This is a genomic window from Mesorhizobium sp. B2-1-1, from assembly GCF_006442975.2.
Taxonomy (GTDB): Bacteria; Pseudomonadota; Alphaproteobacteria; order Rhizobiales; family Rhizobiaceae; genus Mesorhizobium.
In genome coordinates, this window is record NZ_CP083954.1 from 2,465,732 (window position 1) to 2,478,695 (window position 12,964).

Below are 12,964 nucleotides of genomic sequence, written 5' to 3' on the forward strand. Positions count from 1 at the left end.
CGGCCGCCGGAATAGTCGGGCAGGCCGTCGCGAAGGCTCGCGACAGGTGGGAGGGGCTCTGTCGGCGGCCAGATGTCAGCCATAGTTGTGCGGAACGCCTTCAACTCGGCGTTTTTCTCGCGAGGTTTGATTTGGCTGAAGGCGACGCGAGATGCGATCACCGGCCGACCAGCAGCAGCCTTCCGACGAGTGCTGCTGTTAGAGTATATCGTTAGGATAGATGCCCCAAAGGCGGGTTTGCCTGACGAAGCCTGCCAGCGAATTGACCGCGACCCTGCACCATTGGCCGTCGCAGCGCACCAGTTCGACAATTACTTCCGGCGCCAGCCATGCGGTAACGAGGCTGGAAACCGAAGGCTTCCCGCGCAGCGCGATCTTGTCCTTGCTCCATGGGGCGGTTACAGCGGTCCTTCGCCCCGAAAGAAGCGGACCGAAGACCCAGCCGGATGTTCCCTGCCAGTCTCGCACGCGCCGCCAGTTTCCATATTCCTGGTAGATTTCAAGCGGAATCCTGGGCCGGACATAAACCCATTCGACGTCATATTGGGTGCCCGGTCCGACCCGCATATTCACAGGAGAACTCTTCAACGACGCGAAGCGGGGCAAGGCAATCCCATTGGCGGCAGCTTGAGGGCCAGCCTTTGTGACAGTTGCAACACATAGTGCAGCGATGAGGCAACAACGAAGGACGCTACCCGTGACGAAAAAGCCGCAACCGGCGTCTTGATAAGTCGACGAGACGACGTTGCTCCGAGGCGCACAACCGCGGCGTCTCACAGCGAAGCCCCATGCGAAGGATTGAAGAGGGCTCGAGGACATCTTTCGATATTGCCGCGTGGTCCTGGTGAGACAACGTCGGGAGAGGCGAGTTGCAGCGTTCGCATGGGCGTTCGATCCCACCTACCGAGTGAGCGCGTAGCAATCGATTTTTTTGAGCGCCAGTCGCCCGCAAGCGCGCCACGCTTCCGACTTGTTATCGAAGCCGGCATATCGGGCGCGGTAGTACACATCGCCATCTTTTTCGAAGGCCTCGGTAAAAGCAGAAGTGTTCGAAAGCAGTTTTGGCGCTTTGCGAGCCGCGAGTGAAAGGATTTCACGAGCTGCGGCCTTGCTTGGCATCGATCCAATCTGGATGATCCATTGACCTTCTTGGGTGGAAGCGGTGCTGATCGGATCGATGGCATCGGCAGACAAGGCCTGCTCCCTGGACACATCGCCCATCGCCTCAGCGGCGAAAGCGGCTCGGGAATCGGCCACCCGGGCTGGCTTCCACGTCGGAGTGGGCACCGATGCGTTCGAAGCCGCGGAGGCGACCAATGCGCTTTCTCCGCCACGATCGATCCTGAACCGGTCCGGACCGTTGGAAGCCTTAGCCAGATAGCGGCTGATGAGACGCTTCATGCGTGCATCTCGGCTCCTGACCGTATGTCCGCCCATCACCACCGCGACGATGCTGCGGCCCTGCGCCTCGACGGAAGAAACCAGGTTGAAGCCCGAGGCATTCGTGTATCCCGTTTTGATCCCATCCACGCCCTTCACCCGGCCGAGCAGATGGTTGTGATTGCCGAAGCGCCGACCTTTGTATTTGAAGGATCGGGTGTTGAAGTAGGAATAATAGCCAGGGTGATGATCCCTGAGCGCCAGGCCAAGGCGTGCCATGTCGCGCGCCGTGGTCTTCTGGGCTGTGTCGGGCAGTCCGTTAGCGTTCCTGAACGTGGTGGAGGTCATTCCCAACTGTCGTGCTTTTTGCGTCATGAGACGTGCAAAGCCGACCTCCGACCCGCCGAGGAACTCGCCAATGGCCGTCGCGGCATCGTTGGCGGACTTCGTTACCAGCGCCAATATGACCTGTTCGACGGTGATCGTTTGACCCTGCTTCAGTCCGAGCTTGGAGGGCGCCTCGTTGGCAGCATTGGCCGATACCGGTATTGCCGTGCCTTTCGAGATCCTGCCGCTCTCAAGGGCGTCGAAGATGAGGTAGAGCGTCATCATCTTGGTGAGAGATGCTGGATAGCGCGGAGCATCCGCATGATCCCTGTAGAGGGTCTTGCCGGTCTTGGCATCGATGACAATGGCTGAAAATCTGGAATTGGCCTGCACGGCGGAAGCAAAGGCGGCGCAAAACACGATGACGACCGAGATCCTCAAGGCGAATTTCAACAATGACGCCGGCAAGGCGACAAGCTTCTCCAATACCAGATACATCCGCCCGCCCGTCGCCGCTCCGTGTAAAATGTGGCCGGGCGAGCCGGCCATCGGATCACGAAGCTAGGCAGGCACCGTTACCAATTGGTTATCGCATTCTTAACGAGAGGCCTCAAATTGTCTCGGCTCTATCCCTCGATTCCGCACCAGATAAGGTCGGCCGCCGTGACGGTTCGCGGAACGCCGCACGGCTCGAGGCGCGCATCGATTGCGGCATCGACTACCAGGATGCTTCCGCGGAAGACAAGTCGATCTTGCTAGAAGATTCTATTCCACATCCTCAGGTCCGTACCCTAAGCGCTTGCTCCATCCTGTCGGCGATCTGTGTGACGATATAGGCAATCACCATGTAGATCACGACGGCAATCACGAAGGCTTCGAGATAGTAGAAATTCAACGCGGCGGTCAGTTGTGATTGCGCGAAGATATCGACAACCTCGATGGCGAATCCGAGTGAAAGCGCCTTCATGATAACCATCATCGAGGTTGTCAGATCGGGAATTGCTGTCAGGGCGACCTGGGGAAATAGCACCCGTCGAAACAATTGGCCCCTTGTATAGCCAAGCGAATAGGCTGCGTCTGCCTGACCGGTGTCAAAGGCGTTGAGGGCTCCTTTGATAATCTCGGCCTGGAACGCGGCGACACAGCCGGTCACCGCAATGACAAGGATAACCCAATTGGGCGTTTGGTGGGCGTTGAAGTCTATGCCAACCAATGAAAACAGAAACTGAAGCGCGGGGGGAAGACCGAAATAGGCGAGGAAGATCACGATCACCATCGGAACGCCCTTGAAGACGACCTTGTAGGCCATGACGAGCTCTCGCAGTGCGGGAATCCGTCTATATTCCACAAGAGCAAACAGGCTGCCGACCATCGTCGAGAGCACGAAGATCGTGAGGGCCATTGCAAGCGTTACGGGTACGGCGCCCAGAATTTCCCGCGAGTCCTGGAGCAGGATATCGGTCTCAAACATGGTCAAATACCCTTGTTAGGTCACACGCTCGCGATCAGTGTGTTCTTGATCTGAGCAGATGTCGTAGCCTCCGGTGCCTGCATCGGGGAACGAAGCTCGAAGAAGCGGACGATGAGCCATGCGATCAGGCACATCACCGAATAGATGACCGCCAGCACGAGATAGGTTTCGAACTGGTACTGATTATAGTCGCGCTCCATGATCAAATGCGCGGTCGCCATGACATCCGCCGCCCCGATGTACATCACCAGCGCAACGTTATGGATCAGGTAGATGACGGAGTTCCCGTAGCCCGGCAATGCGAAGTGCACTGCTTGTGGCCCGATGACGCGCGTGATTTTCTGGCGAAAGGTATATCCAAGACTGTCTGCCGCATCATGCTGGCCGCGATCGACGGCCAGATATGCAGGTCGCAGGACTTCTGACAGGTAGCCGCCGTGATAAAAGCTCAATGCCACCATGGCGGCGATCGTCGGCGAGAAAAAATCTTCGGAGCCGAACAGGATTACCAGCAAGGGAAGCCCGTAAAACGCAACGAACAATTGGAGGACGACGGGAACACTCCGGGCATAGGATACGTAGAGATCCGCCAGGTGACTGATCACTGGCACCCTGCGGACCCGGAGTGTTGTCGCAAGGAGAGCTAGGCAGAACCCAGCAATGAGGGCCGTAAAAGTGATGGCCAGCGTCAGCGGCAACGCCGAGAGCAACTCGGGAATCATAGCAGAAACGTCCACTTGGAACACTCCTTCTTGCAGTTCTGCCTCAACGCCGGCTATCCAGATGCAGCTGAGGACGCCTTGTTACTTCATGTACTTCACGATGTCCTCGCCGAACCACTTCTGCGAGAGCTTGTCGATCGTGCCGTCGTCCTTCAGTTCCTTGAGCACCTTGTTGACGTCCTCGGCCAGGATCTTGTTTTCCGCTGACCGGTGAATCAGCATGTACGTGTTGTTGCTGTAGACCGGATCGGATGCCACGATATCGAGCTTCTTGTTGTCGATGACCGCCTGCTCACCGAGGTTAGACGGTAGAACCAATGCGTCGAACTTGCCGTTCTGAACTTCATCCAGGCGGTTCGGGTAGGGGATCCCGGCGCTCGATGCCGTGACGTCGAGCTTGTATTGCGGATTCTCTTTCTGCCAGTTCATGATGAACTTGTAGGTTCCGCCACCGGCTGTGGTCGGAACGATCCTCTTGCCGACCAGGTCCTTCATTTCCTTTATGCCGCTGTCTTTCTTGCTGTAGATTTTCATCAGACTGGCGCCCATCGGGTTCTCTGGAATGATGAATTGCTTCTCTCGCTCGGGCGACTTGTAGTAGCCACCTACGGCGATGTCGTACTTCCCGGTGGCAAGGCCGGTTTCCTGGGCGATATCAGAGACACCTTCCATTTCGAACTTGTATTGCGGCAGCTTCGCATTGATCGCCCTCAGAAGATCGGGCTCATAGCCTTGCGGTTCGACGCCGATGGCGCCCCAGGCCAGCGGCTTGGATTCGGCAGACGTCGCGATCTTGATCGTCCGGACGGTCTGACCATAGCTGGCCCCCGCGGTTGCAAGGGCAATTGCGATGCCACCAGCGACGGCCAGGACATAGCGGCGGGAAAAACAGGATGTGATTGCAGACATTTCTTGGGTTCCCTTCTTGTTGAGCTATTGAAAAGCGAGTTCTGACTGCAGGAATTGAGCCAGTCGTGGACTGGAAGGCGCGTCGAAGATTTCAGCCGGACTGCCGTCGGCGGCAACCACGCCACGGTCCATGAAAACGATCCGGTTCGAGATGTTCTTTGCGAATTGCATCTCGTGGGTCACAAGCAGCGATGTGATCCCTGACGACGTGACATCCTTGATCACCTTCAAAACTTCACCGACAAGTTCAGGGTCCAGCGATGACGTAGGCTCATCGAAGAGGATGACGTCAGGACGCACCGCCAGCGCGCGTGCGATGCCGGTGCGCTGGAGCTGGCCGCCCGAGAGCTGGGATGGATAGCTGTCTCGCTTCGACGAGAGACCGACCCGATCGAGCTCTCTGAGCGCGATTTCCCGCGCCTCTTCCCTGGATTTGCGCTGCACCACAACGAGCGGATCCATCACGTTCTGGAGGACCGTCATGTTCTTGAAGACGTTGAACTGCTGAAAGACCATCGCCGTCCTCAACCGGATCGCCTGGACAGCGGCCTTGTCGGCACGCTGGTAGTCCATCCGAATCTGATCGAACGCGATGGTTCCTGACGACGGCTTGGCCAGATAGTTGATGCATTTCAGCAGCGTGGTCTTGCCGGTGCCACTGGGGCCGATGATCGACACCACGTCACCCCGCTTTACCGAGAGATTGACGCCGTTCAGGACCTGCGTGCTTCCGTAAGACAGCTTTATATCTTTGAGTTCAAGCATTGCTGGTTGGCCCTTCGGGAAGTGTGGGACGGACTGGCTTGACCGGATGCAACGTCATCACCCGCTCTCCGCATGGCCCAGGACGTGCATCAGCCGGTTTGCCCAGCCGAAGATCGCTATGGCGTGGACGAGGTCGATGATCTCGGCATCATTCATGCCGACTGATCGCAGCGAGGCGACGTCGTCTGCCGTCGCTTCCGACGGCGCCGCCGACAGGCGGCGGGCAAAGTTGTAGATTGCCGCATCGCGCGACCCAAGCTTTTCAGGTTTGTCGAGATACAGCGCCGTGACCACTTCATCGCTCTTGGTCAGCTCTGCATGCCGGCGGGCGTGAACGACGGCACAGAATTTGCAGCCATTGACGATCGAGGCACCCAGTGCGCCAAGCTCGCGGTCGGGACGGGCAAGCCCGCCCTCGACGTACATGATCGCGTTGAACAACACCGTGCGGGCAAGATAGCTCTCGGGATCATGCACAAGGGTGCGCACATATTCCGAAACTTTCTTGGCCGACGGCGTAACCTTCATTGCTTCGAGCTGTTCCGGCGTTGCCTCCGATAGCTCGACCGGTGCGATATAGGGATGCCAATTCAGCGGCTTCAGGCGCACCGAGGAAATCATGCCCGCCTCATCAATCGCAAGCCGGTCGCGACCCGGGTCTGGAAGTTGATGAAGGCAATCAATTCGGAGAGCGCAACGATCTGGGGATCGTTCAATCCGGCTTGGGCGAGCAGGGCAATGTGGCTCGCCTCCGCCTTTTTCGGCGTCAGGGTGATCAGGTCAACATGTCGGGCGATGGTCGCCAGAGGTTCATTCAAATCCGTTTCCCCCCGGGCCAAGGACAGAAGCTGCTCCGTGGGACCAAGCTGAGCCAGTTGCACGTCATATTCGGCCATCAGGACAGGATCGGCGTTCAGAGCTGCCATGCGACGGGCCAGAGCGACCCGCAAATTCGGCGCCAGCCCCTGATCGTTTGCCGGCTGCAGGACGGAGAGGCGACATTCCTCGGCCCCTCGCACGAATTCGGGCCGAAACCGCCGTGCAGCGAAAAGGGCGTCGTCCGGTGAAAGACCTGCAGCCTTGTCCATTGCGTCGATCACAGTGCGGCCTCCTTATGCAACAAGGGTGTTGAATCGACCCATTCGTCGCCCAGAAGCTCCGGGGTGTCGTAGGCGATCAGATTGGCGAAGTGGGTTTCGACGTCTTCGGCGAACAGCGACGCGGCAATGCCGCGGACCAGACGGTCGGCGCCGGCGCTGACGGCCGGGATATCGCCGGAGACCTTGCCATGGGTCAGCATGGCGGCGTCGTTGAAGCAGTGGACATGCGCCAGCATCGGGCAGGAACCGGGGACGCGCTCGCGAAATTCGAAAGCGGGGCCGAGATCCGGTGCCTCCAACATGCCTGCGCGCGGCGGCCCCATGTCCGGCGTATATCGACCATCCGACCAGGTGCGAATGTGTGGGGCGAGGGCAGCGAATTCCGGGCGACCACTGAAGTCATTTGAAAAGCCGGTCGCAGCTATCATGAAATCGTAGCGCATCGGCCCTTGCGTGGTTCCGACCAGAAGGCCTCCGGCATCTTCCTTCACCGCGACCACACCACAGTCGAGAAAGAAGCGGGCATTCGCATGACGAGACACGCGAAGCGTCGATGAACGCGGCGGCGGCGTCTGGGTCGAGGCGGTGTAGTCGAAGAATCTCCACTTCCAGGCGTCAGGCAAATGATACATGCCGAGGATGACACCCTGGCTGCCGATTCCGGTCAGCTTGTTGATGCGCGGCATTTCCTTGCGCCGGATCAACATGTCGACTGAACCGGCGCCCGCCTCGAGCGCCGTCGCGGCATTGTCCATCGAAGAGGCACCGGCGCCGATAACCGCCACACGCTTGCCCTTCAGTGCATCGAAATCGATATCGTCGGCAGAATGGGCCCAATAGGAGCGATCGATGCCCCTGAGGAAATCGGGCACGGCAAAACCGCCCAGACCGGACCGACCGGTGGCTAGAACGAGACGACGGGTGAGAACCCGGCCGGTTTCCGCGCCCTCGACATCGATCGCAATCAGATCGCCAACGGCTGCAACGCCTGTCATGCGCACGCTGTTGCGCACCGGCAGACCAAGAACGTTCCGATACCAGACCAGGTAGTCCATCCACTGGCCCTTGGGGATTTTGTCAAGCGACCGCCATGCCTCGACGCCCCATTGTGCCGTGAACCAGGCGCGGAATGTCAGCTGCGGCAGGCCGAGCGACGGACCGTGCAGCGTTTTCGGCGACCGGAGCGTTTGCATGCGGGCAAACGTTATCCATGGCCCTTCGAAGCCGGCCGGAGCCGCGTCATAGGCGACGACATTGGTTATCCCCGTCAGCACCAGCTTTGCGGTGGCAGCAAGTCCGCACATGCCGGCGCCGATCACAACGACGTCACGGACCGGCACGCCATCGCGCGAACGCGCGGGAACCCATGGCTTGGCAGGCAGTTCGAGAAAATCGAGGTCCTGAGCAAGTTGTGCTTCAAGCGCGGCTAGACCTCTCGGGGGGAGCGAACTGGGGGTGTGCTTCATATTCCCGTTCCGTGATTTGTGCCGGAGGCAGGATCGGCCACCAATTGGCCGGCCAGGGTCGGATCGAGTTTCTTGAAGCCAACGATCGACCGTTCAGCCACCGCCTCGACCGCATCCACCAACGCCTGCGCGACTGGACGAAGGGGGCGTTTTTCGCCAGCCACAACACCCCAATAAAAGAGGACGGTTACGTCGATCGGGCGGATGACGACCCCAGGCAAGCCAACGCCATAGGCGGTGAGGGGATCGATGACAGCCGCAACACCAGTCCGGCGTACGATCTGCAACGCGCCATAGGCGGTATTCGTGCGGATTACTGGCCCGGTGTCGATGCCCCTGGCCGCCAACGCCTTGGAGACATGCAACTGGAAACGCAGCGGGTTGAGCAACGTGGCGACGCGGCGGCCGGCAAAAGCGGAAAGCGGTATGACATCTAGTTCGGCCAGCGGATCATCCTCCCGCACGGCAGCAACATCAGGCGCCGAATAGAGCCGCAGGACATCCAGACCGGGCGTATCGAGCGGCAGGCTTGAAAACCCGACCTCGGCACGTCCGCTGCGCACTTCCTGAGCGACGGTCGAGGGAAGGAACTGCCCGAGATGCGTCTCGTGCGGAAGCTCGGCACCTTGGAGTTCAGCCAAGGCCGTAGGGATCAAGCCGGTGCCGATCGCGGAGGTGGTGACGATCTGCAGGATTCGCCCTCTGCCGGCGGCGATCATCTTGGCCCGCGCTGCGAGTTCGGTGAAGGACATCAGCAGGCGTCGTGCTTCCTCCTCGAACGCGACTCCTTCTTCAGACAACTGCACCCGTCGACCGATCCGATGCAGCAATTCGAAGCCAAGTTCGGCCTCGAGCTCCTGAATGGTGCGCGTCACCGCAGGCTGGGAACGCCCGAGCATGTCAGCCGCCCTGGTGATACTGCCGCTGGCAGCAACCGCAAGGAAGGTCTGAAGGTCCCGGGTTTCCATGTTTCTCCTACATGCGTAATCCGTATGATTGACATCGTCTCATTCGTTTTTGATATATGTCAAGCGGAAACGAATGTTCGTTACGGGCTTTGTGCATATGCCGGCCTCAGCGCCAGAATCCGGGTCGGAGGCGGACAGGGACGTCAGACGCGGCTCCAGCTTGCGAAGCCTCCTGAAGAAAAGAATTCAGGTGACGGCGGCAAGGATTCTCGAACCACAAAGCCTGCGACAGGAGGAATATTATGCGCGTGAGTATTCTGGGCGCCGGAGCGATTGCTTATGGCCTTGCCGCCTATTTGGCAGGATCGGGGCATTCGCCAATGCTTTGGTCACCGTCGGGGCAGCGCACCAAGGGGTTGGCTACCGGCGAATTGTTGAAAGCGACGGGGGACATCGCGGCGACGGTACCGGTGCGCATCGCCAAGGATTGCAAGGATGCCATCGCCAACGCGGACGTGGTGGTGATTGCACTTCCGGCTTACGGCCACAGGATGGTGATGGATGCTGCCGCCCCCCATCTGATCGATGGAATCCCGGTCATCATCAGTTCGCATTGTTCGTTCGGGGCACTGTATCTCTCCAGGCGGTTGGCGGAGCGCAAGGTCAGCTTGCCGATCGTCCTGTGGGGCACAACACTGTTGACCGGGCGGCAACTCGGGCCAACCGAGGTCCATGTCACCACCATTCGCCAGAAGCTTGATGTCGCGACGCTGCCTTTCAAAGCTCAGGATGAAGGATACGGACTTTGCACGAGCTTATTCGGTGATCGTTTCGTCAAGCGCGACGGCATGCTTGCGATCGCGCTCAGCAACCTCAATCCGCAAAACCACTTGGGAATTGCCCTTCTCAACCTGACACGCATGGAAAAAGCCGAGCAATGGAGCCAGGGGGGAAACGTCACCCCTGCCGCTGGCCGCCTTATCGAGGCTCTGGATGCCGAACGGCTAGCCATCGCGGCCCATTTTGGTATCGCGGTTCGCACCGTCCAGGAGCATTTTTCATTGTCGTTTCATGTTCCGAAGGGAACCGTTTCGGAGATGAACCAGGAGATGGATCGTCAAGGCCGTGGCGGCTTTGGTCCGACAACAATCGAAAGCCGCTACATTCTCGAGGATGTTCCGTTTGGACTGCTGCCGACCGTATTGTTGGGTAAGATCACCGAGAAACCGGCGACGCTCCACGAGTCTGGAGTTTCGATATTATCGGCGGCTTACGGTCGCGATCTCAAGGGGGATAACGATATTCTTCCCGCGCTCGGCCTCGAGGGAATAGCAAAGGCGGATCTTGAAAACCTTTGCCGCACGGGGTTTTGAGTGCGCCCGCAGCCGATACGGCATGATCACATTTAGGGGCGCCGCGCTACGTCATCGCGTCGGTGCATTTTAACAGTGGTGCGCAGCGTCAGGGCGATGTCGCTGGCGCCGCGATCGCCAGAACCAGCCATGCAACCCTCGAAAGTAGCGTTCGGGACGCCGCGGGGAATCGAGCATCCTGAATTGACAATATCCCCTCCGGGGGGATAGCACTTCAGAATGAAAGAGCGTCCCCACATTCACGAGACCCATCCCGACATCGTCAAACGGCTGAAGCGGGCCGACGGTCATCTGAGGGGCGTTATTGAGATGATCGAAGCAGGCCGGCCTTGCCTTGACATTGCCCAGCAGCTTCATGCCGTCGAAAGGGCTGTTTCCCAGGCCAAGAAGACGCTCATCCAGGATCACCTAAACAACTGCCTGGAAGATGTCGTGGGGCCGCTGCCGCGTGAGCAGCGCCGCTCGATCGATGAATTCAAGGACATCACCAAATACTTGTGAGACACGCTCCATGATGGACGGCATTCGCGGCTGGTTCGGCTTCGGCCCGGCAGCTCAAGGCTTCGGCGGGCATGGCCATGACCATGGCGAGGGCGGACACGGCCACACGCATGGCGTGGTCGATCCCACAATCGCGACGACCACACGCGGCATCTGGGCGATCAAATGGTCGTTCGTGCTGCTAGCCCTCACAGCGGTGCTGCAACTGGTCATCGTATTCCTCTCGGGCAGCGTGGCGCTGCTTGCCGACACCATCCACAATGTCGGCGACGCGGTCACCGCCATCCCGCTGTGGATCGCCTTCATGCTGGCGCGGCGCAAGCCCAGCAAGACCTTCACCTACGGCCTTGGCCGGGTCGAGGACCTGGCCGGCATCATCATCGTCCTGATTATCCTCTTCAGTGCCATCGTCGCCGGCTATGAGGCGATCGACAGGTTGATCCATCCCCAAGCCATCAGCTTCCTCGGCTGGGTTGCCGCCGCCGGCCTCGTCGGTTTCCTGGGCAATGAGGCTGTCGCGGTATTCCGCATCCGCGTCGGCCGCGAGATAAACAGCGCGGCCCTGATCGCCGACGGCTATCACGCCCGCACCGATGGCTTCACCAGCTTTGCGGTGGTGCTTGGCGCGGCCGGCGTCTGGCTAGGCTTCCCGCTCGCGGACCCGATCATCGGCCTTTTGATCACTGTGGCTATCCTCGCCATCGTCTGGCAGTCCTCAAAGGCGGTGCTGACACGCATGCTGGATGGCGTCGAGCCGGGCATCGTCGAGGAAATCCATCATGCGGCTGAACATGTGAGGGGCATCCAACGGGTCGCCCAGGTGCGGGCGCGCTGGATCGGCCACAGGCTGCATGCGGATATCGCCATCAAGGTGGCCGAGACAGCGAGCGCAAAGGATGTGGTCGGCATCGCGGAGGCTTTGAGAGGGGAGCTGTTCGACCACCTGCCGGCGCTCTCGGAGGCGAACATCCGTCTGGAAGGCGAAGGCGGATCCGTGGCGGGCGGTTCGGCCCACGCCGATCATGCGCCGGAGCCTTTCAAGGTCGTCAGCGACCTGGCAACGGGAACGCTCGAAATCGTCGATACGCCCGCTGGCGAGCGCTTGCGTCTCACCATCGACAGCCATGCCGACGATCTGGGGGCGACCGTGATCATCGACCGGTCCGAAGGTCCCGAGACGCTTTCGCTCGGGCCTGTCGCCGGCAATCACCACCGCCGTGAAAGCAGCGTCGCCCCCGCCGAGCCGCACGAGTTCGAGGCGAGGCTGATCCTGACCTCTAAGGGCAAGCAACAGGTCCTGCCGTTCAAGATGGTTGAGCCGGAAGGCCACCAACACTAGGACGGGGCAGACTTGCGCGACTTGACGCGTTCGCTCAATCGGTGTCGCGTGACGCGGGTCGATGACAGATCTCGCCGCTCACGCAGCTCTGTTCTTCTCAGCAAGGTCCGCCCCCGCTGGAGGTTGCCACAGGTTGGCCAAGTCCGAGCTCATTTAGGGTTGCGCCGCACAACGGTGCAGGAGCAGCACTGCCGGTTTGGCCAGCTAGGCTATTCGCAGACAGCGATCAAAGCCGCGCCTTGGTGCTCCGGGGTGTCGCCAACAACAGGCTGGTCTCGCTGCCGGTGATGCCGGGGATCAGGCGGATGCGCCGCAGCACGGCGTCGAATTCGGTCAGTGTCTGCGTCCCCAGCTCTATCACCAGGTCCCAGCGGCCGTTGGTGGTATGGATCGTCGAAACCTCCGAGAAGCCGCCAAGAGCGCGGATCACACGATCGGCGGCATGCCCTTCGATTTCCACCATCATGATGCCGCGTACACGCTGGTCGACGGCATCGGCTCGCAGGATGACGGTATAACCGATGATCGCACCGGCTTTTTCAAGGCGCTCTATGCGAGACCTGACCGTTGCCCGCGAGACGCTGACATCCATGGCAAGGTCCGAGATGCTGCGCCGCGCGTCATGCCGCAAAAGCGTGATGAGCTGTTCGTCAAGCTGATCCATGGCTCAGAATGCAATCAAATCATTCCATTTTGATAGCTC

At 59.8% G+C, this 12,964-nt stretch carries 14 protein-coding genes; 3 read left to right on the forward strand and 11 right to left on the reverse strand.

Annotation, left to right across the window (positions count from 1 at the left end):
* Window positions 1–198: 198 nt before the first annotated feature.
* From FJ972_RS30140 to FJ972_RS12095, 10 genes are all read right to left on the reverse strand, one after another.
* Window positions 199–567, reverse strand: coding sequence for an SH3 domain-containing protein (locus tag FJ972_RS30140; protein ID WP_246671768.1), 369 nt, complete (start codon window positions 565–567; stop codon window positions 199–201).
* A gap of 333 nt (window positions 568–900) precedes the next feature.
* A complete protein-coding gene (locus FJ972_RS12055) occupies window positions 901–2,256 on the reverse strand; it encodes a D-alanyl-D-alanine carboxypeptidase family protein (protein WP_226880563.1) in 1,356 nt (451 codons plus the stop codon).
* A gap of 229 nt (window positions 2,257–2,485) precedes the next feature.
* Window positions 2,486–3,178 carry an amino acid ABC transporter permease gene (locus FJ972_RS12060; RefSeq protein WP_140499342.1) on the reverse strand — a complete coding sequence of 231 codons (693 nt, stop codon included), beginning with the start codon at window positions 3,176–3,178 and terminating at the stop codon, window positions 2,486–2,488.
* Between the two features lie 20 nt (window positions 3,179–3,198).
* On the reverse strand, window positions 3,199–3,915 hold the full coding sequence (locus tag FJ972_RS12065; RefSeq protein WP_140499340.1) for an amino acid ABC transporter permease: 717 nt from the start codon (window positions 3,913–3,915) through the stop codon (window positions 3,199–3,201).
* Window positions 3,916–3,981: 66 nt separating this feature from the next.
* Window positions 3,982–4,809 (reverse strand): transporter substrate-binding domain-containing protein, encoded by an 828-nt coding sequence (locus FJ972_RS12070; RefSeq protein WP_140521337.1) that lies wholly within the window; start codon window positions 4,807–4,809, stop codon window positions 3,982–3,984.
* Between the two features lie 24 nt (window positions 4,810–4,833).
* Window positions 4,834–5,574 carry an amino acid ABC transporter ATP-binding protein gene (locus tag FJ972_RS12075; protein WP_140521338.1) on the reverse strand — a complete coding sequence of 247 codons (741 nt, stop codon included), beginning with the start codon at window positions 5,572–5,574 and terminating at the stop codon, window positions 4,834–4,836.
* Window positions 5,575–5,631: 57 nt separating this feature from the next.
* Window positions 5,632–6,195, reverse strand: a complete 564-nt coding sequence (locus FJ972_RS12080; protein WP_140517387.1) for a peroxidase-related enzyme — start codon at window positions 6,193–6,195, stop codon at window positions 5,632–5,634.
* Window positions 6,192–6,674, reverse strand: coding sequence for a CMD domain-containing protein (locus FJ972_RS12085; protein ID WP_140521339.1), 483 nt, complete (start codon window positions 6,672–6,674; stop codon window positions 6,192–6,194). The genes FJ972_RS12080 and FJ972_RS12085 overlap by 4 nt, the downstream gene beginning before the upstream one ends.
* Window positions 6,671–8,140 carry an NAD(P)-binding domain-containing protein gene (locus tag FJ972_RS12090; protein ID WP_140521340.1) on the reverse strand — a complete coding sequence of 490 codons (1,470 nt, stop codon included), beginning with the start codon at window positions 8,138–8,140 and terminating at the stop codon, window positions 6,671–6,673. The genes FJ972_RS12085 and FJ972_RS12090 overlap by 4 nt, the downstream gene beginning before the upstream one ends.
* Entirely contained in the window at window positions 8,137–9,108 is a 972-nt protein-coding gene (locus FJ972_RS12095) for a LysR family transcriptional regulator (RefSeq protein ID WP_140499328.1), read from the reverse strand. The genes FJ972_RS12090 and FJ972_RS12095 overlap by 4 nt, the downstream gene beginning before the upstream one ends.
* A 242-nt stretch (window positions 9,109–9,350) precedes the next feature.
* Between FJ972_RS12095 and FJ972_RS12100 the strand changes: the two genes are divergently transcribed.
* The 3 genes from FJ972_RS12100 (at window position 9,351) to FJ972_RS12110 (ending at window position 12,261) form a co-directional block, all read left to right on the forward strand.
* On the forward strand, window positions 9,351–10,421 hold the full coding sequence (locus tag FJ972_RS12100; protein WP_140521341.1) for an NAD/NADP-dependent octopine/nopaline dehydrogenase family protein: 1,071 nt from the start codon (window positions 9,351–9,353) through the stop codon (window positions 10,419–10,421).
* 219 nt (window positions 10,422–10,640) lie between these two features.
* A complete protein-coding gene (locus FJ972_RS12105; RefSeq protein ID WP_140521342.1) occupies window positions 10,641–10,922 on the forward strand; it encodes a metal-sensing transcriptional repressor in 282 nt (93 codons plus the stop codon).
* A 10-nt stretch (window positions 10,923–10,932) separates the two neighbouring features.
* Window positions 10,933–12,261 carry a cation diffusion facilitator family transporter gene (locus FJ972_RS12110; RefSeq protein ID WP_140521343.1) on the forward strand — a complete coding sequence of 443 codons (1,329 nt, stop codon included), beginning with the start codon at window positions 10,933–10,935 and terminating at the stop codon, window positions 12,259–12,261.
* Window positions 12,262–12,487: 226 nt separating this feature from the next.
* Here FJ972_RS12110 and FJ972_RS12115 read toward each other — a convergent pair whose 3' ends face one another.
* Window positions 12,488–12,925, reverse strand: coding sequence for an Lrp/AsnC family transcriptional regulator (locus tag FJ972_RS12115; protein WP_140499320.1), 438 nt, complete (start codon window positions 12,923–12,925; stop codon window positions 12,488–12,490).
* Window positions 12,926–12,964: the final 39 nt, after the last annotated feature.